The sequence below is a fragment of the Pseudomonas sp. JH-2 genome, assembly GCF_036231725.1.
GTDB lineage: Bacteria > Pseudomonadota > Gammaproteobacteria > Pseudomonadales > Pseudomonadaceae > Pseudomonas > Pseudomonas delhiensis.
The window spans coordinates 81,358-104,474 of the sequence record NZ_JAZAQP010000012.1 but is presented as its reverse complement, the minus strand read 5'-3'; the positions used below and the strand labels follow the sequence as shown (position 1 = coordinate 104,474).

The window sequence follows — 23,117 nt, the reverse complement described above, 5'->3', positions numbered from 1 at the left end:
GTCAGAACGTTTAGATGTTAACGAAAGCCGCGCGGCGCCTGGCCTGGCGCCGATTTCAGCGCTTCCGGGCGCCGGGAAATCCCATGAAAAGTGCAATCGAGTCCGCGGAAGTTGCATTCAAGGCGCCGCCGCACGGCTCCCATAATCGGCCCTGTCACTCTCGCCACGAGAGCCCTGCCGCCGTCGCCAGGCACCATCGCGACGGCGGCGCGCCTCCAATAACAATCAAGGGCCGCCAAGATGAAAAAGCCAAACCCCCTGCTCGAAGACCTGAAATCCGTCCTGCCCGCCATCGCCGCCAATGCCGCCAAGGCCGAACAGGCGCGCACCGCACCCGCCGAGAACATCGCCCTGCTCAAGGGCATCGGCATGCACCGCGCCTTCCAGCCCAAGTGCTACGGCGGCATGGAAATCTCCCTGCCCGAGTTCGCCGACTGCGTGGTCGCCCTGGCCGGCGCCTGCGCCAGCACCGCCTGGGCCTTCAGCCTACTGTGCACCCACAGCCACCAGCTGGCGATGTTCTCCAAGCAGCTGCAGGACGAGGTCTGGGCCGAGAACCCCGACGCCACCGCCAGCAGCAGCATCGCCCCGTTCGGGCGTATCCAGGAGGTCGAGGGCGGCATCCTGTTCAACGGCGAGATGGGCTGGAGCAGCGGCAGCGACCACGCCGAATGGGCCATCCTCGGCTGCCGCCGGCAGAATGCCGAGGGCGAGCAGGTGTACTGCTTCGCCGTGCTGCCGCGCAGCGACTACGAGATCCGCGACGACTGGTACGCCGCCGGCATGAAGGGCAGCGGCACCAAGACCCTGGTGGTGAAGGACGCCTTCGTGCCCAACCACCGCATCCAGGCGGCCAAGGACATGATGGAGGGCCGCTCCGCCGGCTTCGGCCTGTACCCCTACAGCAAGATCTTCTACACCCCGTACCGCCCGTACTTCGCCAGCGGCTTCGCCTCCATCGGCCTGGGCATCGCCGAGCGCATGCTGGAAGCCTTCAAGGAGAAGACGCGCAACCGCGTGCGCGCCTACACCGGCGCCAGCGTCGGCACCGCCACCCCGGCGCTGATGCGCCTGGCCGAGTCCACCCACCAGGTGGCCGCCGCCCGCGCCTTCCTCGAGAAGACCTGGCAGGACCACGCCGAGCATGGCGAGCGCCACGAGTACCCCAGCCGCGAGACCCTGGCCTACTGGCGCACCAACCAGGCCTACGCAGTGAAGATGTGCATCCAGGCGGTGGACCGCCTGTTCGAGGCCGCCGGCGGCACCGCCTGGTTCGAGAGCAACGAGATGCAGCGGCTGTTCCGCGACTCGCACATGACCGGCGCCCACGCCTACACCGACTACGACGTCTGCGCGCAGATCCTCGGCCGCGAGCTGATGGGCCTGGAGCCTGATCCGAGCATGGTCTGAGCCACCACGCCCAGCCTGTTCTTCGTAGGAGCGAGGGGGACGCCTAGTTCTTGCTCGCGAACCGACCCCGCTGCGGAATCCGTTCGCGAGCAAGCTCGCTCCTACAAAAGCGCTGCCCGCAGCTGAATTTTCTCAATCCCGCCGGCCCCGCGCCGGCGCGGAGGAACCGCCATGAACCAGAACAACGAAGCGGGCCTGGACCCGCGTGCCTTCCGCCGTGCCCTGGGCAACTTCGCCACCGGCGTCACCGTGATGACCGCCGCCGCCGACGGCGAGCGCGTCGGCATGACCGCCAACAGCTTCAACTCGGTGTCCCTCGACCCGCCCCTGGTGCTCTGGAGCATCGACAAGCGCGCCACCAGCCTGGCGGTGTTCGACAAGGCCAGCCACTACGCGGTGAACGTGCTGGCCGCCGACCAGATCGACCTGTCCAACCAGTTCGCCCGGCCCAGCGCCGACAAGTTCGCCGGCGTGGCCTGCGAGGAGGGCGCCGGCGGCGCGCCGCTGCTGCCGGACTGTGCCGCGCGTTTCCAGTGCGAGATGCAGCAGAAGCTGGACGGCGGCGACCACTGGATCCTAATCGGCCGCGTGCTGGCCTTTGACGACCTCGGCCGTGCGCCGCTGCTCTACCACCAGGGCGTGTACTCCAGCGTGCTGCCGCACCCGCGCCTGCGCGAGGCCCAGGCCGGGGTGCCGCGCACCGCCTTCCAGGGCCGCCTGAACCACAACCTCTACTACCTGATGACCCAGGCGGTGCGCTGCTACCAGGCCGACTACCAGCCGCGGCAGGTGGCCAGCGGCCTGCGCACCAGCGAGGCGCGCATGCTGATGGTGATGGAGAAGGACGCCAGCCTGGACACCACGGCGCTGCAGCAACTGGTGGCCATGCCGCTGCGGGAGATCGAGGAGGCCCGCGCCAACCTCGAACGCAAGGGCCTGCTGCAGGTGGGCGAGGGCGGTTGCGCGCTGACCGCCGCCGGCATCGACCAGGCCGAGACGCTGTGGGGCATCGCCGAGGAGCAGCAGGCCAAGGTCTTCGCGCGCTTCAGCGCCGAGCAGATCGAGGCCTTCAAGACGGTGCTGCGCGGCCTGGCCCAGCCGCTCTGAGGCTCAGAAGCGCTCGCTGGGCAGCAGGTAGCGCCACTGCCCCTGTTCCATCTTGCCCATGGACACGCCGCCCAGGCGCAGGCGGCGGATGGCCACGACAGCCAGGCCGACCTGGCGGCACATGTCGGCGATCTGCCCGGGGCGGAAGCCCTTGCCGGCGAAGCGCAGGCGCGTCTCGTTCTGCCAGCTGACCTTCAGCGCCGGCAGTGGCCGGCCCTGGTACAGCAGGCCATGGCGCAGGCGCGCCAGGCCGGCGTCGTCGAGGCTGCCGCTGACTTCCACCAGGTATTCGTGCTCGATGGTCGCCGCATCGTCCTGCAGGCGGTGCAGCACGCCGTAGTTCTGGGTGAACACCAGCAGCCCGCTGGCCGCGTCGTCCAGCGGGGTGACGCTCTGCTGGCGGGCGAAGTGCTTGCGCAGCGGTTGCTGGTCGGAACTGTCGGCCTCCCAGCGGTGGGCGCTGTCGAGCAGCGCCAGGGCCTGCTCGGCGGTGCAGCCGGCCGGCTTGTACAGCAGCAGGGTGGCCGGCGGGATGGGCGCCGGGATGGCACCGGGCAGCAGCTCGATGCGCTGCTCGGCCACGCGGAAATGCGGCTCCTCGACGCGCTCGCCATCCACCGTCACCCAGCCCCCCTCGATGTACAGCTCGGCCTCGCGGCGGGAGCAGGGCAGCAGTTCGGCGAGGCGCTTGGACAGGCGGATGGTTTCGGTCATGACGGGGAATCGGCGGCGGGAAGGGCCGCCATTGTACTCCTTGCTCAGCCCGGCAGGCGGATGACGTGGCCCTCGTCGGCAGACACCCGGCCGTGCAGCAGGTCGGCGACCACCCGCTGCGCCGCCTCCAGCCCCTCGGACTCTACCACCCGCAACAGCGGCTGCGGGCCGCGGCTGACGCGCCGGTAGAAGTCCAGCAGGCCCTCGCCGATGTACTGGCTGACCTTTTCCGGGCCCCAGTCGGCGTTGCGCTTGCGAATCTGGATGGGCGCGAAGAACAGTTGTGGCCCGGGCCCCTGCAGGGCGCTCAGGTCGGCCGGCGCGGCCACCTGGGCGGAGCCGGCCATGCAGCTGTAGCGCAGGCTGTCGGCGAAGTGCCGGTGTACGCGTTCGCGCAGCGGCAGGTCGCCGGCGAAGTCGACGTAGAGCGTCGGCCGGCTGGCGTCCAGCTGCTCCAGGTCGGCATAGGATCGCACCTGCTGGTAGCAGCCCAGCCCGGCGACGAAGTCGAGGTTGCGCGGCGAGGTCAGGCCGATGCGCTCCACCGGCGCGCCTTCCAGGCACACGGCGGTGCCGTAGGCGGTCTTGCTGGAGGCACTGGAGAACACCAGGCGCTCGGCGCCGAAGTAGTCGTTGTCGGCGAGGAAGTCGGCGAGCATGGCCGAGGTCAGGAACAGCGGCTTGAGGAGGATCTGCAGGTTCTCCTGGTCCTCGCGGTAGTAGGCGTCCCAACTGCAGCGGGTGTACTGGTTGTAGGCCGAGACCAGCGCCTGGCGATGCTCGGCGCCGTCGTAGAAGCCGCGCTCGCTGACGCGCTGCGGGCTCACCAGCAGGTGGCTGGCCAGGGGGAAGTAGCCGTAGAAGCGCTCGCCGACCGCCACGCCGGGCACCGTCGAGGCCAGCACCCGGGCGAAGCCCCAGGCCGGGATCTGCCCCCAGGCCTCCTCGCCGCTGGGGAAGAACTGCCAGTACTGCATGGAATCGCCGAAGGCAGCGTAGGTGATGTTGTTGGTGGTCAGCGCGCAGCACTCGATCACCAGCAGCGCCTCGCCATCCTGCAGCGGCAGGGGCTGCTCGTGGTGCTCCAGGCGGCCCTGGTCCAGGGCGTTCTTGTGGTTCAGCAGGCGTGTTACCGTGACGCTTCCTTCCATTTTCCGGCTCCTTCTCGACAGGGGATTGGGCTGCCTACAGGCTAGCGAAGCGCGATGCACGACGGGTTCGGAAAACGCCACAGGCCGGCCACCACGGCGCCGGGGCCGCGGGCCAAGCCGCTGAAGCGGCCGACCCAGGACCGCGCGCGCTTCACCGTGGAAGCCATCTACGAGGCCTTCGTTCGGATTTGCCGGCGCGACGGCTGGGCCGGCGTCAGCACCCGCGCCGTGGCCCTGGAGGCCGGGGTGGCGGTGGGCACCCTGTACGACTACTTCCCGAGCAAGGAGGCACTGCTCTCCGGCTACGTGCGGCACTGCCTGGAGGCCCTGGCGGCGCGCATCGACAGCGAGGTGATAGCGCCGCCGCTGGACTGGCGCGAGCGCGTGCGCCGCCTGCTGGCCCTGGGCGCAGGCCTGGGCATGCCGCTGGCCGACGGCGAGCTGCTGCAGCTGGAACAGCGGATCGCCGAAGCCAAGCACCACCAGCGCGTCTTCGAGGAACTCGCCGGCAAGTGGCGCGAAGCGCTGCAGGCCTGCACCGACCTGCCGAGGCCGGTCGACGCGGCCACCGCCCAGGCGTTGTTCATCGCCACCTGGGGCGGCTGGCGCTACGCCCTGCTGCTGGGCCTGGACGAGGCGCAGCGGCAGCACTGGCAGGCCGGGCTGGAGCAGTTGTACCTGGCGCGCCTCGGGCCCTGAGCGTTCAGGGCGAAACGTCCCCCGGCTCCGGCGGCCGGGCACCCTCGCGGACCCAGGTCATGAACAGCTGGAAGCCCAGGGCCAGCACCACCGGGCCGATGAACAGGCCGATGATGCCGCCGGTGAGCATGCCGCCCAGGGCGCCGAGGAGGATCACCGGCATCGGCACGGCCACGCCGCGGCCGAGCATCAGCGGCTTGAGCACGTTGTCGGAGAGCCCGGCCAGCACCGTCCAGATGGTGAAGACCACCGCGCTGACGGTGCCGTAGTCGCCGCTCCAGAACACGTAGACGATGGCCGGCAGCGAGATCACCGCGGTGGGCAGCTGGACGATGCCCAGCAGCAGCACGCCGAGGGACAGCAGGCCGGCGGCGGGGATGCCCATGACGATGAAGCCCAGGCCCAGCAGCAAGGTCTGGATGAAGGCCACGCCGACCACGCCCTGGGCCACCGCGCGGATGGTCGAGGTGCTCAGCCGCGCCAGCTCCGGGCCGCGCTCGGGGCCGGAGATGCGCACCGCGATGTCCTCGGCGGTGCGCGCGCCCAGCGGGCCGTAGGCCATGATCACGCAGGCCACCAGGAAGGCGCCGAGGAACTGCAGCAGCTCCATGCCCACGCCGGCTGCCTTGGCCAGCACCGTGCGGGCCACGCCCTGCAGGTGCGGCGCGGCCTGCTGGGCGGCGCCGAGGAAGTCCTCGGCCAGGCGCAGCCAGGCGTTGTAGATGTAGGGGCCCACCAGCGGCCAGCTCGCCACCGCCTCGGGCGGCGCCGGCACGCGCAGGCCGCCGGCCTGGAAGCGGTGCACCAGGTCGGCCACCGAGTCGGCGATGGAGAAGCCGATCAGCACCACCGGCACCAGCAGCAGGGCCAGGCCGAACAGCGCCAGCAGCGTCGCCGCCAGGGCCGGCCGCTCGCCCAGGCCGCGTTGCAGCATGCCCTGCAGCGGGTAGAGGGTGACGGCGAGGATCAGCGCCCAGAGCATCAGGTCGAGGAAGGGGTGGAAGATGCGGAAGCAGAACACCGCCAGGAACAGGATGAGCCCGGCGCGTATCAGCACGTCCAGCAGGTTGCGCGACAGTATCCGGTCCGCCGATGGCAGCATGGCATCTCTCCTTGGAAAGCCTCGTGGGGTTCCTCAGAGCATTGGCCGTGCGCGCTGGAATGCAAGTCGGGCGGGGGAAATCGATGGGGGCGAGCGGAGGGGCGGAACGCGGGGGCAGGGCTCTTGCCCGCGAACGCCGGGCCGGGAAAACGGCGGGGTTCGCGAGCAAGCTCGCTCCTGCAGGGGGAGCGGGGGGATTACTTCTTGCCGAGGCTGATGTGGCGGCTGGCGGCGCCGTTGGGCTGGCCGGTGACGCCCTTGGCGACTTGCTGGATCTCGCCGCCGGACTTGAGGAAGGCGGCCACCTGGGCTTCCAGGGCCTCGCGGCTGGTCACGGCCGCAGCGGGTTTCGGGGCGGACTTCTGGCGGGAGATGGTTTTGCTGGACATGCTTGCCATTACCTGTTCATTCGCGAAATGGCCGCCCATTGTACAGGAAATGACCGTCCTTCGGGGTGAAAATCGACCGAAGGGCCATTGCAGCGCCATCGCGGGGCCCGCGGCGGGGTGTTAACCTCGGCCGATTCCCGGTCGCCGCGAGCCGCCCATGCCCCTGCTGTCATCCCGCCAGCGCAATGCCCTGCGCCTGGCCCGAGCCTTCCTCGGCCCCTACCGCTGGCGCGCCCTCGGCGCCCTGCTGGCGTTGCTGTTCACCGCGGCCATCACCCTGTCCCTGGGGCAGGGCATCCGCCTGCTGGTGGACCAGGGCTTCGTCACCCAGTCCGAGCACCTGCTCAACCGTTCCATCGGCATCTTCTTCCTGCTGGTGCTGGGCCTGGCCTTCGGCACCTTCGTGCGCTTCTACCTGGTGTCGTGGATCGGCGAGCGCTTCGTCGCCGACATCCGCCAGCGCGTGTTCGACCACCTGATCGAGCTGCACCCGGGCTTCTACGAGAGCAACCGCGCGCTGGAGATCCAGTCGCGGCTGACCGCCGACACCACGCTGCTGCAGACGGTGATCGGCTCCTCGCTGTCCATGGCCCTGCGCAACGCCCTGACCCTGGCCGGCGGGGTGATCCTGATGTTCGTCACCAACGCCAAGCTGACCAGCATAGTGGTGGCCGCGCTGCCCCTGGTGATCGTCCCCATCCTCCTGTTCGGCCGCCGCGTGCGCGAGCTGTCGCGGCAGAGCCAGGACCGCGTGGCCGACGTCGGCAGCTACGTCGGCGAGACCCTCGGGCAGATCAAGACGGTGCAGGCCTACAACCACCAGGCCCAGGACCGCGAGCGCTTCGGCCGCACCGTGGAGGCCGCCTTCGGCACCGCGCGCAAGCGCATCCTGCAGCGCTCCTGGCTGGTCAGCGTGGTCATCCTGCTGGTGCTGGGCGCGGTGGGGGTGATGCTGTGGGTCGGCGGCATGGACGTGATCGCCGGGCGCATCAGCCCCGGCGAGCTGGCGGCCTTCGTGTTCTACAGCCTGATCGTCGGCATGGCCTTCGGCACCCTCAGCGAGGTGCTGGGCGAGCTGCAGCGCGCCGCCGGGGCGGCCGAGCGCATCGCCGAGCTGCTGCGCGCGCGCAACCAGATAGTCGCGCCGCAGGAAGGGCTGCTGCGCCTGCCCGGGCGCGTCGAGGGGCGCATCGAGCTGCGCGGCCTGCGCTTCGCCTACCCGTCGCGCCCGGAGCACTGGGCCATCGACGGCATCGACCTGGACGTGCGTCCCGGCGAGACCCTGGCCCTGGTCGGCCCCTCCGGCGCCGGCAAGTCCACCCTGTTCGACCTGCTGCTGCGCTTCTTCGACCCGCAGCAGGGCGAGATCCGCATCGACGGCACGCCCATCACCCGCCTCGACCCCGCCGACCTGCGCCGCTGCTTCGCCCTGGTGTCGCAGAACCCGGCGCTGTTCTACGGCACGGTGGAGGACAACCTGCGCTACGGCCGCCCCGACGCCAGCGACGAGGCGGTGCGCGCGGCGGCCCGCGCGGCCCATGCCGACGGCTTCATCCAGCGCCTGCCCGAGGGCTACCGCACCCACCTGGGCGAGAGCGGCGTGGGCCTTTCCGGCGGCCAGCGCCAGCGCCTGGCCATCGCCCGCGCGCTGCTGGTGGACGCGCCCATCCTGCTGCTCGACGAAGCCACCAGCGCGCTGGACGCCGAGAGCGAGCACCTGATCCAGCAGGCCCTGCCGCAGCTGATGAGCGGGCGCACCACCCTGGTCATCGCCCACCGCCTGGCCACGGTGCTGGGCGCCGACCGCATCGCCGTGATCGACCAGGGCCGCCTGCTGGCACTGGGCACCCACGCCGAGCTGGTGGCCGGCAACCCGCTGTACGCACGCCTGGCGGAATTGCAGTTCGGCCAGGTGCAGAGCGTGTAGAATGCCGGCCTTTTCCCCGGAGTCACGCACATGGCAGCCATCGGCCGCTTCAATTCCCTGCAGGTGGTCAAGCACACCGAGATCGGCCTGTTCCTCGATGGCGGCCCCCATGGCGAAATCCTCCTGCCCAAGCGCTACGTGCCCAAGGACGAGCCCACCGAGCCGGGCGAGTGGCTGAACGTCTTCATCTACCTCGACAGCGAAGACCGCATCATCGCCACCACCCTGAAACCCAAGGTGCAGGTCGGCGGCTTCGCCAGCCTGAAGGTGGTGGAGGTCAGCCGCGTCGGCCTGTTCCTCGACTGGGGCCTGCCCAAGGACCTGCTGCTGCCGCACTCGGAAGAGAAGCGCCCGCTGCAGGTCGGCGACTACTGCGTGGTGCACTGCTACATCGACGAGCGCACCCGCCGCATCACCGCCACCGCGCGCCTGGACCGCTACCTGGACAACACTCCGGCGCACTACCAGGCGGGCCAGGAAGTGGACCTGCTGGTGGTGGAGCGCACCGACCTGGGCTTCAAGGCCATCATCGACGGCAGGCACTGGGGGCTCATCCACAAGAACGAGCTGTTCAAGTTCGTCCGCAGCGGCATGCGCGAAAAGGGCTACATCAAGGAAGTGCGCGCCGACGGCAAGATCAGCCTGAGCCTGCAGCCGGTCGGCCAGGCCGCCCGCGACGACCTCGGCGAACGCATCCTCGCCGCCCTGCGCGAGGCCGGCGGCAGCCTGGCGCTGTCGGACAAGAGCCCGCCGGACGTGATCAGCCGCGAGTTCGGCGTGAGCAAGGGCAATTTCAAGAAGGCCATCGGCGGGCTGTTCAAGCAGGGCCTGATCACCATCCTCGACGAGCGCATCGAGCTGCGCTGATTCCACCGGGCCGCAGCTCCCCCCGGCAGCCTCGCGGCCGCCCGCAGCGCGATCATGCGGCGGCAGGTCCGGCCGCCGCGGTCGCTACATCATGCGTCTGAAGCGGTGCCAGGCCTGTTCCCAGGCCAGCACCCAGCGCGGCATGGGCGCGCCGAACCCGGCCACTTCCAGGCGCGGGTGGTGCCCGACGACCATGTCCAGCAGCGGCTCCTGGTCCGTTCGCACGTCGACGAAGAACACGTGCCGCCCGGCCTGCAGCGAGGGCGCGAAGCGCCGCACGTCGCCACTGGGCCGTTGCAGGCCGAAGAAGCTGCCTTCCCACAGGCTGAAGCCCAGCAGCACGGCCGCCAGGAACAGCACCGGGATCCAGCCGGCGGCGCTTTCGCTCCAGCCGCCGAAGTAGCCCAGCGCCAGCACCAGCAGCGCCAGGGCGACGCCGATGCCCAGCCCGTACTTGCCACCGCGCACCAGGTCCTTGCGCATCACGTCCGGCACTTCGTGCAGGTGGCGCTGGTCGAGCTGCGCGTCCTGCTCGCTGAGCACGTGCATCTGCTCCTCGGCGATGCCGTTGGCCTTCAGCTCGCTCTCGACGTTCTCCAGCTCGTCCAGGTCGTTGCTGATGTAGTAGTGCCTGTTCATGGAGCACCTCCAGGTCAGTCCCCCGGGTCCCCCCACGAAACGCTCCAGCGTTCGCTGCAGTTCCATGCGGAACGCAGCCCCACGGCCACGCCCCGTACCTATGATTCTACGCCCGCGGTGAAGGGGCGGCGCCGCCGGCGACGGGCGTAGCGGGCCTTGCCAGGCGCCCGGCGAGGGGCGAGGATGCCAGTTCACGCACAACCGCCAGCCAGGGGCCCAGGGGCATGATCCGCGAGATTCTCAAGATGGGCGACGAACGCTTGCTGCGCGTCGCCCCGCCGGTGCCGCCGCAGATGATCGGCAGCACCGAACTGCAGCGGCTGATCGACGACATGTTCGACACCATGCACCACGCCGGCGGCGTCGGCCTGGCCGCACCGCAGATAGGCGTGGACCTGCAGCTGGTGATCTTCGGCTTCGAACGCAGCGAACGCTACCCGGACGCCCCGGCGGTGCCGCCGACCATCCTGCTCAACCCGGTGATCACGCCCTTGGGCGAGGAAATGGAGGAGGGCTGGGAAGGCTGCCTGTCGGTCCCCGGCCTGCGCGGCGCGGTGAACCGCTACAAGCGCATCCGCTACCAGGGCCTTGACCCCCAGGGCCAGCCCATCGACCGCACGGTGGAAGGCTTCCATGCAAGGGTGGTGCAGCACGAATGCGACCACCTGATCGGCCGGCTGTATCCGTCGCGGATCACGGATTTCGGCAAGTTCGGCTTCACCGAGGTGTTGTTCCCGGGGTTGGATCCGAAGGCGGATGATTGAAGGGCGTTCGTGCCGCTTCTACCGGAGAAATGCCATGCCTCACGGTAGCCTGTAGGAGCGGGCCCTGCCCGCGAAATCGCGCGCAGGGCGCGCTCCTACATGGGAATGGTGCGGTGGGGCGGCGTAGGATCTTATCCGCGATTTTGGCGGATAACGCCGTAGGCGTTATGCGCCCTACGGGGAGCCCGGGAGCTTCGTGGTTTCGCCTCGTGCCGAACGGTCCCCTCTCCCGCTTGCGGGGGAGGGTTAGGGAGGGGGAGCGGCGTCAGGGTTGGCAGAGGTGCGTGAGCGAAGTCCGTCCCCTCTCCCCAACCCTCTCCCTGAAGGGAGAGGGGGCTGTCCCGAGCAAGCGGATAACGCAGCGTCAGCCGGCAAACTCGTAGGGCGAATAACCGTTCGCGGTTATCCGCCGTTAGCCCAAACACCGATGCCCGACGACGATGGCGGATAACGCCGTAGGCGTTATGCGCCCTACGGGTTTCCAGAGAAATATCCGAGCGCACCGGAACGCCCCTTCAGAAGGCCGAGCGAAACCGGCGCTCAGGAGGTCATGCGACATGGATGTCGCGAGAGCCCCGATCAGCACAGGGACGTGTTGTCGGGGCGGGCCTCCGTGGCGGGGGAATTCGTGAGGGTAGCCCGGCTCCATCGGGCCCGTATGTCGGGGCAAGCGTTTTGGTTACTTTGGGGCGATTGCCAAAGTGACTCGCCCGAGGGGGCGAAACAAGAAACATCCGAATACTCGGAGCGGCGCGCTACACCCAAACCCGACATCATTGGGTTCCCGCGTTCGCGGGAATGGCAAGGTTAAGGGAGGAGCGAGAGGCCAGAGTTCGCGAGCAAGCTCGCTCCTACGAAGAGCATCTCGGCGCGGGCGCGAGACAGTTGCTCCTACGACCGTGCTTGCCGGGAACTGTAGGAGCGGACTCTGTCCGCGATCAGGCGGATAACGCCTGGGGCGTCATCCGCCCTGCGTCGAGCAGGTATACCGCGGGCATAAAAAAGCCCCGCCGGGTGGCGGGGCTCAAACCATAGGAGCGGTGTCTTCCTTCAGCGCACTGTCACCACAGCGGCATGGTGTAGCTGAGGATCAGGCGGTTCTCGTCCGCGGCGTTGCTGGCGGCGGTATTGCGGCTGAAGTTGCTGCGGGTGGTCGCGTTACGCCATTTCACGCCGAAGCCCTTGAGCGCGCCGTCCTGGAAGACGTAGGCGACGTCGGTGTCGCGTTCCCATTCCTTGCCTTCCCCGCTGGTGGTCAGCAGGTCGATGTTGTCGCCCTTGATGTAGCGGGTCATGAAGGTCAGGCCGGGGATGCCGATGCCGGCGAAGTTGTAGTCGTAGCGGGCCTGCCAGGACTTCTCGTCCTTGTTGGCGAAGTCGTTGATCTGGACGAAGTTCACCAGGTAGGGGTCGGCGCCGTTGATGTAGGCGAAGCCGGTGTCGCCGCTCATCTTCTGGTAGCCGACGCCGAAGGCGTGGTAGCCCAGGTTGTAGGTGAACATGGCGTTGAGCGCCTTGTTGTCGACGTTGCTGCTGCCGTCGTCGGTGGACTTGGCCCAGCGCAGGTCGGTCTTCAGCGACTGGCCCTCGGTGATCGGCAGCAGGTAGGTCGCGGTCAGGAAGTGCTGCTTGTAGAAGTCCTCCAGCTGGCCGTAGTGGTAGCCGGTGCTGAAGTTCTTGGTCCAGGCGTAGGTGCCGCCGGCGAAGTCGAACTCGTTGGTGGTGGTGCCGGTGCGGAAGCTGATGTTCTTCTTGCCGCCGCCGGTGATGGTCATCTCCTGGTAGTCGGAGGAGTCACGCAGGTTGGTCTGGTTCAGGCGGCCGGCGTCGAAGGTCAGGCCGTCGAGCTGGGTGGAGTTGAAGGCGCCGCCCAGGAACACCTGCGGCAGCAGGCGGCTGTCGTTGGGCATGATGACCGGCAGTTTCGGGATCAGGGTGCCGACCTTCAGGGTGTTCTTCTCGTAGCGCAGCTTGGCGGTCATGCCCAGCTTGCTGTAGTCGTCGGCGGCGTCGCCGCTGGCGGTCTTGGGCAGCAGGCCGGAGCCGGTACGGTCCGCACTGGAATCCAGCTTCAGGCCGAGCATGCCGATGGCGTCTACCCCCACGCCAATGGTGCCCTCGGTGTAGCCGGACTCGTAGCGCAGGATGAAGCCCTGCGCCCATTCCTCGGCCTTGTTCTGCTGGGCCGGGGTGGAGGTGCGGAAATCGCGGTTGAAGTAGAAGTTGCGCAGTTCGACGCTGGCCTTGCTGTCCGAGATGAAATCGGCGTGAGCCAGGGCAGGGATGATGCAGCTGGAACCCAGCGTGGCCATGGCCACGGCACGGGCGATCGGAGTCTTGCTCATTGTTATTGTCTCCTCGAGCGCTTTGAGCAGTTCGGTGATGCCTGGACTACGCCGGCATGTCGATCTGTTACAGCCTGCCTACTAAATCATTACAGGCTTTTTCCGACTCTTAGACCTTAGTCGCTGTTGCCCGGGGTATCCCGCTGATTTGCCTGGAGTTGACCGAAGGACTTTCACTGCACCCATTGCGGGTAGTAGCCGAGGCGGTCCTGCACCTGGGCGTCGTGCGCCGGGACCACGGTGATTTCCGGGTGCGCCAGGAGCATTTCGTGGACCTTCGCCAGCTGCGCCAGGGTCTGCTCGCGGTCGCGGTCCACCAGGCGGCTGCTGACCCAGAACTTCTGCCGCGGGCCGCTGAAGCCTTCCAGGCGCCAGCTGGTGTCGCCGCTGAAGAAGAAGCGGCGGCCGTCGCCCAGGGTGAGGAACAGGCCGACCGAGCCGGGTGTATGGCCGGGCATGGGCACCAGCACCAGGCTGCCGTCGCCGAACAGGTCCAGGCTCTCGTCGAAGGCCAGGAAGGGCGTGGGCGAGAACACGTAGGGCCGCCAGGGCGTCGCCGCGCTGAACTCGCTGGGGAACACCGCCGGCGGCGTGGCGACGTGGGCGTAGTCGATTTCCGCATAGGGCGCCCACACCGGCACCTCGGGGAAGTCCACCAGGGCCGAGGCGTGGTCCCAGTGAGCGTGGGACAGGTAGATGCGGTCGATGCGGATGCCGCTGCCGGCCAGTTGCTCGCGCACCGGGTGCACCTCGCCGAAGCGGAACAGCGGCTTGTCCCACCAGGGCATGTCCTGCTCGAACTGCGCCTGCGCCCGGCTGCCCAGGCCGGTGTCGAACAGCAGCGTGGCCGCGTGGTGCTGGATGAGCAGCGCGGTGTGGTTGACGCGCACCTGGCGCGTCCAGTCGCCGCCGGCGAGGGTCAGGGCGTCGAGGGTGGTGAGCCCGGAGGTGCGCACCAGGGCGAAGCGCAGCCCGTCGGCGTGGCCGGGCAGGCTGGCGAACCCCAGCAGCAGGGCGAGGAAGAGTCTGGCGAGGCGCATGGCGGGCATCCTGGTCCGTAGGCTCAGAGGGTGGGCAGGGGGAGGTAGCCGGGGAGGGCGCGGATGCGTTCCTGCCAGGCCTGCACGTGGGGGTAGCCGGTGGTCTCCAGGCCACCCTCGGGCGCCAGGGCCACGTAGGGATAGACCGCGATGTCGGCGATGCTCGGCCCGGCCGTGCGGGCCAGCCAGGGCTGGCGCGAGAGTTCCCCGTCGAGCAGTTCCAGGGCCTGGCGCGCCTTGGCCTGGGCCGCGCCGAGGTCGCCGGGGCGCTTGAACAGCTGGATCACCCGCGCCTGGGCCGGGCCGTGCTGGATCTCGTTGGCGGCGAAGCTCAGCCAGTGGGCGATGCGCCCCTGGGGCTCGGCGTCCAGCGGGTACCAGGACGGCTCGGCATAGCGGCGCGCCAGGTAGACCAGGATGGCCTGGGAGTCGCCCAGGCCGAAGTCGCCGTCTTCCAGGGCCGGCACCTGGCCACGCGGGTTGATGGCGAGGAAGGCCGGGCGCTTGTGCACGCCGCTGCGCAGGTCGACGTTGACCAGGTCGGCGCTCTGGCCGATCAGGCTGAGGAACAGGCGGACCTTGTAGGCATTTCCGGAGAGCGGGATGTCGTGCAGTTTCATGGCGGTGTTCCTGCTGGGTGTTGTTGTCGGGAACGGCTCCGGCAGATAGTAGACAGACAAGTCTGTATAGTTCAAGCTCGAAATACGCCTCTCCCGGTGCCCGCCAGTTCAAGAGCGCCGGCGCCTCGCGCATAATGACCGCCCAGGAGGTGCCCATGACGTCCAGCAAGGCTTCCAGCAAGCGCGAGCAGTTGCTCAATACCGCCCTCGACCTGTTCTACCGCGAGGGCTACCACGCCACGGGCATCGACCGCATCCTGGCCGAGTCCGGGGTGGCCAAGATGACCCTGTACAAGCACTTCAAGTCCAAGGACGAGCTGATCATGGCTGCCCTGGAGGAACGCCACGCGCGCACCCTGCGCCGCTTCCGCGACGGCTCGCGCCTGGCTCCGCGCGAGGCCATACTGGCGGTCTTCGACAACCTGCACGGCTACCTGCACGAGGACGGCTTCAGCGGTTGCGCCTTCATCCACGCGGCCGCCGAGTTCCATGACCGCGGGCACCCGATCCACCGCCAGGCCGCCGAGCACAAGGGCTTCATCGAGGCGTTCTTCCGTCGCCAACTGGAGGCGCTGGGCGTGCATGAGCCGGGCAAGCTGGCGCGGCAGCTGCAATATTTGCTGGAAGGGGTGCTGGTCATGGCGCACATGCACGGTCCGGCCGACCAGGCCCTGGAAGCGCGCGAGGTGGCGGAAGCCTTGCTGCGCCAGGCCGGCCATTGACGGGGGAGGATGCGATGGGCCCTGAATGCCAGCTGTTCGGAACCCTGGGGTGCCACCTGTGCGAGGTGGCTGAGGCGCTGCTGATGCCTTTCGTCGAGCACGGCCTGCTGGTGGAACTGGTCGACATCGCCGACCGCGAGGAGTGGGTCGAGCGCTACGGCCTCAGCATCCCGGTGCTGCGCCGTTGCGACACGGGGGCGGAGCTGAACTGGCCGTTCGACGCCGAACAGGTGGCCGCCTTCCTCAGCGGCTGATCGTTCCTGCGACGCCTCTGCGCCCGGCGCCGCTCTGTGTCAGTCTTGTGCTGTCTAACCCCCTCGTTGGAGACAGCACTATGAAAATCGGATTCCTCGGCCTTGGCGGCATGGGCGCCGGCATGGCCGCGAACCTCATCCGCGGCGGCCACCAGGTGCACCTGTGGAACCGTTCGCCGGCGGCGCTGGAGCCGCTGCTGGCCCTGGGCGGCCTGGCGGCGGCCGACCCGGTGGCGGCCTTCGATGCCGACGTGGTGATTTCCATGCTCGCCGACGACACCGCGACCCGCGCGGTGCTCCTCGACAGCGGCGCCCTGGACTCGGCGCGGCCGGGGCTGATCCACCTGAGCATGGCCACGCTGTCGGTGGCCCTGATCGGCGAGCTGGCCGAGCGCCACCGCCAGCGTGACCTGGCCTTCATCGCCGCGCCGGTGTTCGGCCGCACCGACGTGGCCGAGGCCGGCAAGCTCAACATCCTCGCCGCGGGCCCCGCCGAGGCCATCGCCGAAGTGCAGCCGCTGCTCGACCTGATGGGCCAGAAGACCTGGCCGCTGGGCGACGACCCCCTGAGCGCGGCGGCGGTGAAGATCGCCGGCAACTTCATGATCGCCAGCGCCATCGAGGCCATGGGCGAGGCCTCGGCCCTGGCCAAGGGCTTCGGCGTGGAGCCGGCGCAACTGCTGGAGATCATGGGCAGCACCCTGTTCAACGCGCCGGTGTACCGCAACTACGGCGCGCTGATCGCCGAGCAGCGCTACGAGCCGGCGGCATTTCGCCTGGTGCTCGGCCTGAAGGACGTGGGCCTGGCCCTGGCGGCGGGGCAGAGCCGCCACGTGCCGCTGCCGTTCGCCAGCGTGCTGCGCGACAACCTGCTGGAAGCGGTGGCCCAGGGCGATGGCGAGCGGGACTGGGCGGCATTGGCCCAGGTGGCGATGCGCCGCTCCGGGCAGGCGTAAGGGCGTAGGGCAGATAACGTTCGACGTTATCCGCCGTTTGACCTTGGCCTCAGGCGCGCCTCGGGCTTGGTCACGGAGTACCTCGTTCCGGGCACTCCGAGTTCAACCGCGAAGCCGGGCATGAGCTGGGTGAAACGGCGTATAACCGCGAACGGTTATACGCCCTACGTCACGGATAGGCCTGGCGTAGGGCGCATAACGCCTACGGCGTTATCCGCCGCTTGGCCGTGATCCTCCGCGGCTCCGAGGCTGACCTGGGCATTGGCCGTGGCCCCGGCGCATCGGCGGATAACCGCGAACGGTTATTCGCCCTACAACAACACCTCGCTGAGCGGGATGAAGGGCACCGTCTCGCCCTCTTCCAGCGTCCGCCCCTCGCGCACTTCCACCAGGCCGTCGGCCCAGGCGGCGCTGCGCAGCACGCCGGAGCTCTGGTTCGGGTAGATCAGCGCACGGCCGTTCTCCAGCCGCGCGCGCAGGTATTCGCGGCGGTTGCCGGCGTGCTTCCAGGCGAAGCCGGCGGGCACCTCGAAGCGCAGCGGCATCACCGCCTCAACTCCCAGGCGGCGCAGCAGGTAGGGGCGCGCCAGCAGGGCGAAGGTGACCAGGGTGGAAGCCGGGTTGCCCGGCAGGCCGATCACCGGAGTCCCCTGGTAGTGGCCGACGGTCAGCGGCTTGCCCGGCTTGATCGCCAGCTTCCAAAGCGCCAGCTCGCCGGCCTCGCGCAGGGCCGCGCCGAGGAAGTCGGCCTCGCCCACGGAGACGCCGCCGGTGGTCAGGATCAGGTCGGCGCCGCCCAACGAGCCGAGCACCTCGCGGGTCTTCGCCAGGTCGTCGGGGAGGATGCCGGCATCCCGCACCTCGCAGCCGGAGCGCAGCAGCCAGGCCTTCAGCAGGGCGCGGTTGCTGTTGTAGATCTGCCCGGTGCGCAGCGGCTGGCCCGGCTCCACCAGCTCGTCGCCGGTGGACAGCAGCGCCACCCGCGGCTTGCGCCGCACGTTCAGCACGGCCTGGCCAAGCGAGGCGGCCAGGCCCAGTTCGATGGCGCCCAGGCGCGTGCCGGCGGGCAGCACCTGGTCGCCCTGGCGGGTCTCCTGGCCCTGCGGGCGGATGTGCTGGCCGAAGCGCAGCGCTTCGAGGAAGCGCACGCGGCCGTCTTCCAGCACCTCGACGTTTTCCTGCATCTCCACGCAATCCGCGCCATGGGGCACGGGCGCGCCGGTGAAGATGCGCGCGCAGGTGCCTGCCTGCAGCGGCTCGGGGGCGACGCCGGCAAAAATCTTCTGGCTCACCACCAGGGGCTCGCCCTGCCAGTCGGCCAGGCGCAGCGCGTAGCCGTCCATGGCGCTGTTGTCCCAGGGCGGCAGGTCGAAACCGGACAGCAGCGGCGCTGCCAGCACGCGGCCCTCGGCCTCGGCCAGGGGAACCTGCTCGATTTCCTCGATCGGCGCCTGGGCCGCCAGCGCCATCAGTTGCGCCAGGGCCTCCTCGACCGGCCGCAGGCCGGGCTTGTCGCAGCAGCTCATCCGCGGCTCTCGCAGGGCGTGGCCTGCTTCAGGTGCGGCACGAAGTTGCACGGGCGGTGGCGGGCGTCCAGCTGCTCGGCGAGGATGCCGTCCCAGGCGGTGCGGCAGGCATTGGTGGAGCCCGGCAGGCAGCACACCAGGGTGCCGTTGGCCAGCCCGGCCAGGGCGCGGGACTGCACGGTGGAAGTGCCGATGTCGGCCACCGAGATCTGCCGGAACAGCTCGCCGAAGCCGTCCACCACCTTGTCCAGCAGGCAGGTCACCGCCTCCGGGGTGCTGTCGCGGCCGGTGAAGCCGGTGCCACCGGTGACCAGCACCACCTGCACCTGCTCCTCGGCGATCCAGGTGGCGACCTGGGCGCGGATGCGGTAGAGGTCGTCCTTCAGCAACACCCGCGCGGCCAGGTTGTGGCCGGCGGCGCTCAGACGGTCGACGAACAGCTGGCCGGAGGTGTCGGTCTCCAGGGTGCGAGTGTCGCTGACGGTGAGCACGGCGATGTTCAGCGGGACGAATTCGGGCGTGGCCAGGTGGCTCATGGACGGTGTCCTTGCTTGAGAGACGGGGATGCCGGTGTTATATCACAGGCCCGTTCCGGAGACCTCGCCATGCCTGACACCACCCTGCCGCCCTGTTCCGTCCTGCTGCTCGCCGGGGGCCGCGGCCAGCGCATGGGGGGGCGCGACAAGGGCCTGCTGGAATGGCGCGGGCGCCCGTTGATCAGCTACCTGCACGAACGCGTGCGCCCGCTGAGCGACGACCTGATCGTCTCCTGCAACCGCAACGCCGACATCTACCGTGCCTACGCCGACCAGCTGGTGCACGACGACACCCCGGACTACCCCGGCCCGCTCGCCGGCATCCGCGCCGGCCTGCAGGCCGCCCGTCACCCCTGGCTGCTGGTGCTGCCCTGCGACGCCCCGCTGTTCGACGAGGAACTCATCGAGCGCCTGCGCCAGGCCGCCGCCGCGCGACCCGAAGTACCGCACATGCTGCACGACGGCGAGCACTGGGAGCCGCTGTTCTGCATCCTGCCCAAGGCCCTGGCGCCCCAGCTGGAAGCCGCCTGGCAACGCGGCGAGCGCAGCCCGCGCCAGGTCCTGCTGCCCCTGGGGGCGTGCCCGGTGGCCTGCGCCAGGGACGACCCGCGCCTGGCCAACCTGAACTCCCCCGAGCTGCTGAACAGCCCGGGCTAGACGCTCGATCCAGGGTCTTTCGAGAAATGACGGGGAACTTTGCCACTACTCTCCCAGTCGGAAACTCCGAACAAACCTCGATTCGTACAGGAGATATACGAATGATCAATCGCGCGCTCCCAGCTTTCCTGCTCGTCCTGGGCCTTGGCGCACTCGCTGGCTGCTCCAGCCCCAGCGTCATCACCCTGAACGACGGCCGCGAGATCCAGTCCGTCGACACGCCCAAGTACGACGACGACACCGGTTTCTATGAATTCGAACAACTGGACGGCAAACGCGTACGCGTGAACAAGGACCAGGTGCGTACCGTCAAGGATCTCTGATCCCCGACCGCCAGCACCCGGGCGCCCCGCCGGACTCCGAGTCCCGCGGGGCGTCGGCTTTTTCGGGGGGAAGAAAATATTTCTGAAAAAATTTTCGCTAACCCCTTGTGCATCAAAAGTTTTTCGGTAGAATGCGCGCCATCAAACGGAGCGTAGCGCAGCTTGGTAGCGCGTCTCGTTCGGGACGAGAAGGTCGCTGGTTCGAATCCAGTCGCTCCGACCAATTCCCGAAAAACCCGCCTTAACCGGCGGGTTTTTTATTGCCTGCGATTTTTCCCAGCAGGCATTTCCCCACGCCCAGACGTAGGGCGTAGGGCGAATAACCGTTCGCGGTTATCCGCCGATGCGCCGAGGCCACGGCCAATGCCCAGGTCAGCCTCGGAGCCGCCGGGGGGCACGGCCAAGCGGCGGATAACGCCATAGGCGTTATGCGCCCTACGCCAGGCCTACCCGTGACGTAGGGCGAATAACCGTTCGCGGTTATCCGCCGATGCGCCGGGGCCACGGCCAATGCCCAGGTCAGCCTCGGAGCCGTCGGAGGGCACGGCCAAGCGGCGGATAACGCCGTAGGCGTTATGCGCCCTACGCCGGGCCTACCCATGACGTAGGGCGAAGCCGTTCACCCTGCCACCGGCCGATGGCGCTGGCGGTATTCCCCCGGCGTTTCCCCGGTCCAGCCCTTGAAGCTGCGGTGGAAGGAGCGCGACTCGGTGAAGCCCAGGTACTGGGCGATGTCCTGGATCTGCAGGTCGCTGTGCAGCAGGTAGTGCTCGGCCAGTTCCTGGCGCAGCGTGTCGAGTATCTGCTGGTAGCTGGTGCCGGCCTGCTGCAGGTGGCGCTGCAGGGTACGCACGGTCATCTCGAAGCGCTCGGCGACGCGCTCCTTGCGCGGCAGGCCGTCCTTCATCAGCAGGCGCAGGGCGTTCTTCACCCGCAGCGGCAACGGCTCGTCGTCGTCCAGCTCGGCCATCATGGCCAGGGCGTGCTCTTCCAGGGTGCGCAGCAGGTTGGCGTCGGCCTGGCGCAGCGGGAAGGCCAGCAGCGGCAGGGGCACCAGCAGGGCGCTGCAGGGCTTTTCGAAGCGCACCGGGCAGCCGAACAGCCGCTCGTATTCGGCCAGGTCGGTGCCGGCCGGCTGCGGGTGTTCGAACCAGACCTCCTCGGGCGAGCCTTCGAAGTCGGCGATCCAGCGTGCGTACAGCAGCCAGGAGGCCAGCACGTTCTCCACCATGTGGCGGCGGATGTCGGCGGCCTGGTGGCGGCAGCTCCAGACCAGGCGCACGTGACCGTCGCCCGGCTCGACGCGGCTCACGCCCATGTCCCCCACCAGCTTCTCGTAGGGGATGATGCGGTTCATCGCCTCGCCCAGGGTGGCGCAGTTCATGGTGATGTAGCCGAGCACGCTCCACGAGCCCGGCTGCACGAAGCGCGCGGCGTGCAGGCCGAACAGCGGGTCGTCGGCGTGTTCGCAGAAATGCCCCAGCAGGCGCTCGTGGGCCTCGCTGGGCAGGCGCTGGCTGTTGTCGGCCAGCTGCGCGCGGGTGAGGCCGGCGGCCTGCAGGCCGGCGTCGACGTCCAGGCCGAGGTGCTCGGCCTGGCGCAGGTACTTGAGCAGGGCGGGTACGGAGGTGTAGCCGAGGGCGTGCATGGGGGCGCTCTTGTTCTGGTGGCTCTATTGGCGACAGGCGCTGGCCCGATCCGACAGTGACAGGCTCGGGCGGCGCACTAGTATAGGCAGCCATTGCAAGCGATCGGAACAGGAGCACGGCAGGCATGCGACGCTGGAATGGCTGGGGTGAGGAAAGCACTTCGATGGAGCTGCCCGGCTCGGGCCGCGCCTTTCTCGCCGAGCAGATCGGCCCTGGCCTCGCGCTGCCCGACGCCAGCCTCGACAGCGTGCTGGCCAGGGTGCCGGCCTCGCGCCTGGCCGACCACCCGCTGGTGCTGCGCGAGCCCATGGACCGCCTGCTGCACGCCCGCGGCCAGAGCCTGGCCGACTGGCTGGCCATGCGCGAGGGCGAGTTCGGCCGCTTCCCCGACGGCGTGGCCTACCCGCAGAGCGCCGAGCAGATCCGCGAACTGCTGCGCCATGCCCAGGCCACCGACTGCCTGCTGATCCCCTACGGCGGCGGCACCTCGGTGGCCGGGCACATCAACCCGCCGGCCGCCGACAAGCCGGTGCTGACCGTCTCCCTGGCGCACATGAACCGCCTGCTGGAACTGGACGAGGAGAGCCTGGTGGCCACCTTCGGCCCCGGCGCCAATGGCCCGCAGGTGGAAAGCCAGCTGCGCGCCCGCGGCTACACCCTCGGCCACTTCCCGCAGTCCTGGGAGCTCTCGACCCTCGGCGGCTGGGTGGCCAGCCGCTCCAGCGGCCAGCAGTCGCTGCGCTATGGGCGCATCGAGCAGCTATTCGCCGGCGGCACCCTGGAGACCTTCGCTGGGCCGCTGGACATCCCCACCTTCCCGGCCTCGTCCGCCGGCCCCGACCTGCGCGAGCTGGTGCTGGGCTCGGAAGGCCGCTTCGGCATCCTCTCCTCGGTGAAGGTGCGCGTCTCGCGGCTGGCCGAGCAGGAACGCTTCTACGTGGTCTTCCTGCCGTCCTGGGAACAGGGCCTGGCGGCCATCCGCGACCTGGCCCAGGCACGGGTGCAGCTGTCCATGCTGCGCCTGTCCAATGCCGTGGAAACCCGCACCCAACTGACCCTCGCCGGGCACCCCGGGCAGATCGCCTGGCTGGAGCGCTACCTGAAGTGGCGCGGGGCGGGCGAGGGCAAGTGCATGCTGACCTTCGGCGTCACCGGCAGCCGCGCGCAGAACGCCGCCTCGCTGAAGCTCGCGCGGCGCCTGCTGAAGGCTTTCGGCGGGGTGTTCACCGGCACCCTGCTGGGGCGCAAGTGGGAGGCCAGCCGCTTCCGCTCGCCCTACCTGCGCGAAACGCTCTGGCAGGCCGGCTACGTGGTGGACACCCTGGAGACCGCCACCGACTGGAGCAACGTCGACAACCTCATGCAGCGCATCGAGGCCAGCCTGCGCGACGGCCTGGCGGCGGAAGGCGAGCGGGTGCACGTGTTCACCCACCTGTCCCACGTCTACGGCGAAGGCTCCAGCATCTACACCACCTACGTGTTCCGCCCCGCGGCCAGCTACGCCGCCACCCTCGAACGCTGGCGCCGGCTCAAGGACGCCGCCAGCCGGACGATCGTCGACAACCGCGGCACCATCAGCCACCAGCACGGCGTGGGCCGCGACCACGCGCCCTACCTGGCGGTGGAGAAGGGCGAGCTGGGCATGGCCACCCTGCGGGCCCTGGCCAGCCATTTCGACCCCGCCGGCCGGCTCAACCCCGGCAGCCTGCTGCAGGACTGA

At 69.2% G+C, this 23,117-nt stretch carries 23 protein-coding genes and 1 tRNA gene; 13 read left to right on the top strand and 11 right to left on the bottom strand.

What is annotated here, in order from left to right:
* Positions 1-240 precede the first annotated feature (240 nt).
* On the top strand, positions 241-1,410 hold the full coding sequence (locus tag VV867_RS11195; protein WP_328566390.1) for a p-hydroxyphenylacetate 3-hydroxylase oxygenase component: 1,170 nt from the start codon (positions 241-243) through the stop codon (positions 1,408-1,410).
* A 171-nt stretch (positions 1,411-1,581) separates the two neighbouring features.
* Entirely contained in the window at positions 1,582-2,517 is a 936-nt protein-coding gene (locus VV867_RS11190; protein WP_109934846.1) for a p-hydroxyphenylacetate 3-hydroxylase reductase component, read from the top strand.
* A gap of 3 nt (positions 2,518-2,520) precedes the next feature.
* On the opposite strand, the gene VV867_RS11185 is transcribed toward VV867_RS11190, so the two are convergent.
* A complete protein-coding gene (locus VV867_RS11185; protein ID WP_328566389.1) occupies positions 2,521-3,231 on the bottom strand; it encodes an rRNA pseudouridine synthase in 711 nt (236 codons plus the stop codon).
* A gap of 44 nt (positions 3,232-3,275) precedes the next feature.
* Positions 3,276-4,382 (bottom strand): DUF2855 family protein, encoded by a 1,107-nt coding sequence (locus VV867_RS11180; protein ID WP_328566388.1) that lies wholly within the window; start codon positions 4,380-4,382, stop codon positions 3,276-3,278.
* A gap of 54 nt (positions 4,383-4,436) precedes the next feature.
* Here VV867_RS11180 and VV867_RS11175 point away from each other — a divergent pair, with 54 nt between their 5' ends.
* Positions 4,437-5,081, top strand: a complete 645-nt coding sequence (locus VV867_RS11175; protein WP_328566387.1) for a TetR/AcrR family transcriptional regulator — start codon at positions 4,437-4,439, stop codon at positions 5,079-5,081.
* Positions 5,082-5,085: 4 nt separating this feature from the next.
* Here VV867_RS11175 and VV867_RS11170 read toward each other — a convergent pair whose 3' ends face one another.
* Positions 5,086-6,183, bottom strand: coding sequence for an AI-2E family transporter (locus tag VV867_RS11170; RefSeq protein WP_109934850.1), 1,098 nt, complete (start codon positions 6,181-6,183; stop codon positions 5,086-5,088).
* A gap of 197 nt (positions 6,184-6,380) precedes the next feature.
* Entirely contained in the window at positions 6,381-6,572 is a 192-nt protein-coding gene (locus VV867_RS11165; RefSeq protein WP_009621696.1) for a hypothetical protein, read from the bottom strand.
* Positions 6,573-6,729: 157 nt separating this feature from the next.
* On the opposite strand from VV867_RS11165, the gene VV867_RS11160 reads away from it, so the two are divergent.
* Both VV867_RS11160 and VV867_RS11155 read left to right on the top strand, forming a co-directional pair.
* On the top strand, positions 6,730-8,499 hold the full coding sequence (locus tag VV867_RS11160; protein ID WP_109936360.1) for an ABC transporter transmembrane domain-containing protein: 1,770 nt from the start codon (positions 6,730-6,732) through the stop codon (positions 8,497-8,499).
* Between the two features lie 30 nt (positions 8,500-8,529).
* Positions 8,530-9,366, top strand: a complete 837-nt coding sequence (locus tag VV867_RS11155; protein ID WP_089394013.1) for a CvfB family protein — start codon at positions 8,530-8,532, stop codon at positions 9,364-9,366.
* 84 nt (positions 9,367-9,450) lie between these two features.
* Here the strand turns inward: VV867_RS11155 and VV867_RS11150 are convergent, their stop codons facing one another.
* Positions 9,451-10,005, bottom strand: coding sequence for a hypothetical protein (locus VV867_RS11150; RefSeq protein WP_109936361.1), 555 nt, complete (start codon positions 10,003-10,005; stop codon positions 9,451-9,453).
* Positions 10,006-10,229: 224 nt separating this feature from the next.
* Between VV867_RS11150 and def the strand changes: the two genes are divergently transcribed.
* The gene (gene def / locus VV867_RS11145) at positions 10,230-10,769 is read left to right on the top strand and encodes a peptide deformylase (RefSeq protein ID WP_328566386.1); all 540 of its coding nucleotides are present in this window, start codon (positions 10,230-10,232) and stop codon (positions 10,767-10,769) included.
* 1,061 nt (positions 10,770-11,830) lie between these two features.
* Here the strand turns inward: def and VV867_RS11140 are convergent.
* The 3 genes from VV867_RS11140 to VV867_RS11130 all read right to left on the bottom strand — a co-directional run bounded on the left by VV867_RS11140 (position 11,831) and on the right by VV867_RS11130 (position 14,774).
* Positions 11,831-13,114, bottom strand: coding sequence for an OprD family porin (locus VV867_RS11140; protein ID WP_109934285.1), 1,284 nt, complete (start codon positions 13,112-13,114; stop codon positions 11,831-11,833).
* Between the two features lie 173 nt (positions 13,115-13,287).
* Positions 13,288-14,154: an MBL fold metallo-hydrolase gene (locus tag VV867_RS11135; RefSeq protein WP_442965014.1), complete on the bottom strand. Its 867-nt coding sequence runs from the start codon at positions 14,152-14,154 to the stop codon at positions 13,288-13,290.
* Between the two features lie 23 nt (positions 14,155-14,177).
* On the bottom strand, positions 14,178-14,774 hold the full coding sequence (locus VV867_RS11130) for a glutathione S-transferase family protein (RefSeq protein ID WP_275627210.1): 597 nt from the start codon (positions 14,772-14,774) through the stop codon (positions 14,178-14,180).
* A 155-nt stretch (positions 14,775-14,929) separates the two neighbouring features.
* On the opposite strand from VV867_RS11130, the gene VV867_RS11125 reads away from it, so the two are divergent.
* From VV867_RS11125 to VV867_RS11115, 3 genes are all read left to right on the top strand, one after another.
* Entirely contained in the window at positions 14,930-15,496 is a 567-nt protein-coding gene (locus VV867_RS11125) for a TetR/AcrR family transcriptional regulator (protein WP_109934288.1), read from the top strand.
* A 14-nt stretch (positions 15,497-15,510) separates the two neighbouring features.
* On the top strand, positions 15,511-15,750 hold the full coding sequence (locus tag VV867_RS11120; protein WP_275627209.1) for a glutaredoxin family protein: 240 nt from the start codon (positions 15,511-15,513) through the stop codon (positions 15,748-15,750).
* 80 nt (positions 15,751-15,830) lie between these two features.
* Complete coding sequence (locus VV867_RS11115; protein WP_328566384.1) at positions 15,831-16,706, top strand: NAD(P)-dependent oxidoreductase; 876 nt, start codon at positions 15,831-15,833, stop codon at positions 16,704-16,706.
* A 311-nt stretch (positions 16,707-17,017) separates the two neighbouring features.
* Here VV867_RS11115 and VV867_RS11110 read toward each other — a convergent pair whose 3' ends face one another.
* Positions 17,018-18,232, bottom strand: coding sequence for a molybdopterin molybdotransferase MoeA (locus tag VV867_RS11110; protein ID WP_328566383.1), 1,215 nt, complete (start codon positions 18,230-18,232; stop codon positions 17,018-17,020).
* Entirely contained in the window at positions 18,229-18,768 is a 540-nt protein-coding gene (moaB, locus tag VV867_RS11105; protein ID WP_328566382.1) for a molybdenum cofactor biosynthesis protein B, read from the bottom strand. Before moaB ends, VV867_RS11110 begins: the two co-directional genes overlap by 4 nt.
* A gap of 69 nt (positions 18,769-18,837) precedes the next feature.
* Here moaB and mobA point away from each other — a divergent pair, with 69 nt between their 5' ends.
* From mobA to VV867_RS11090, 3 genes are all read left to right on the top strand, one after another.
* A complete protein-coding gene (mobA, locus tag VV867_RS11100; protein ID WP_109934291.1) occupies positions 18,838-19,425 on the top strand; it encodes a molybdenum cofactor guanylyltransferase MobA in 588 nt (195 codons plus the stop codon).
* A 101-nt stretch (positions 19,426-19,526) separates the two neighbouring features.
* Positions 19,527-19,748 (top strand): YgdI/YgdR family lipoprotein, encoded by a 222-nt coding sequence (locus VV867_RS11095; RefSeq protein ID WP_009621327.1) that lies wholly within the window; start codon positions 19,527-19,529, stop codon positions 19,746-19,748.
* A 146-nt stretch (positions 19,749-19,894) separates the two neighbouring features.
* Positions 19,895-19,971: transfer RNA gene (locus VV867_RS11090), tRNA-Pro, on the top strand.
* A gap of 396 nt (positions 19,972-20,367) precedes the next feature.
* On the opposite strand, the gene gliR is transcribed toward VV867_RS11090, so the two are convergent.
* Positions 20,368-21,396 carry an AraC family transcriptional regulator GliR gene (gene gliR / locus VV867_RS11085; RefSeq protein WP_328566381.1) on the bottom strand — a complete coding sequence of 343 codons (1,029 nt, stop codon included), beginning with the start codon at positions 21,394-21,396 and terminating at the stop codon, positions 20,368-20,370.
* A gap of 125 nt (positions 21,397-21,521) precedes the next feature.
* On the opposite strand from gliR, the gene VV867_RS11080 reads away from it, so the two are divergent.
* Positions 21,522-23,117, top strand: a complete 1,596-nt coding sequence (locus tag VV867_RS11080; RefSeq protein WP_328566380.1) for an FAD-binding oxidoreductase — start codon at positions 21,522-21,524, stop codon at positions 23,115-23,117.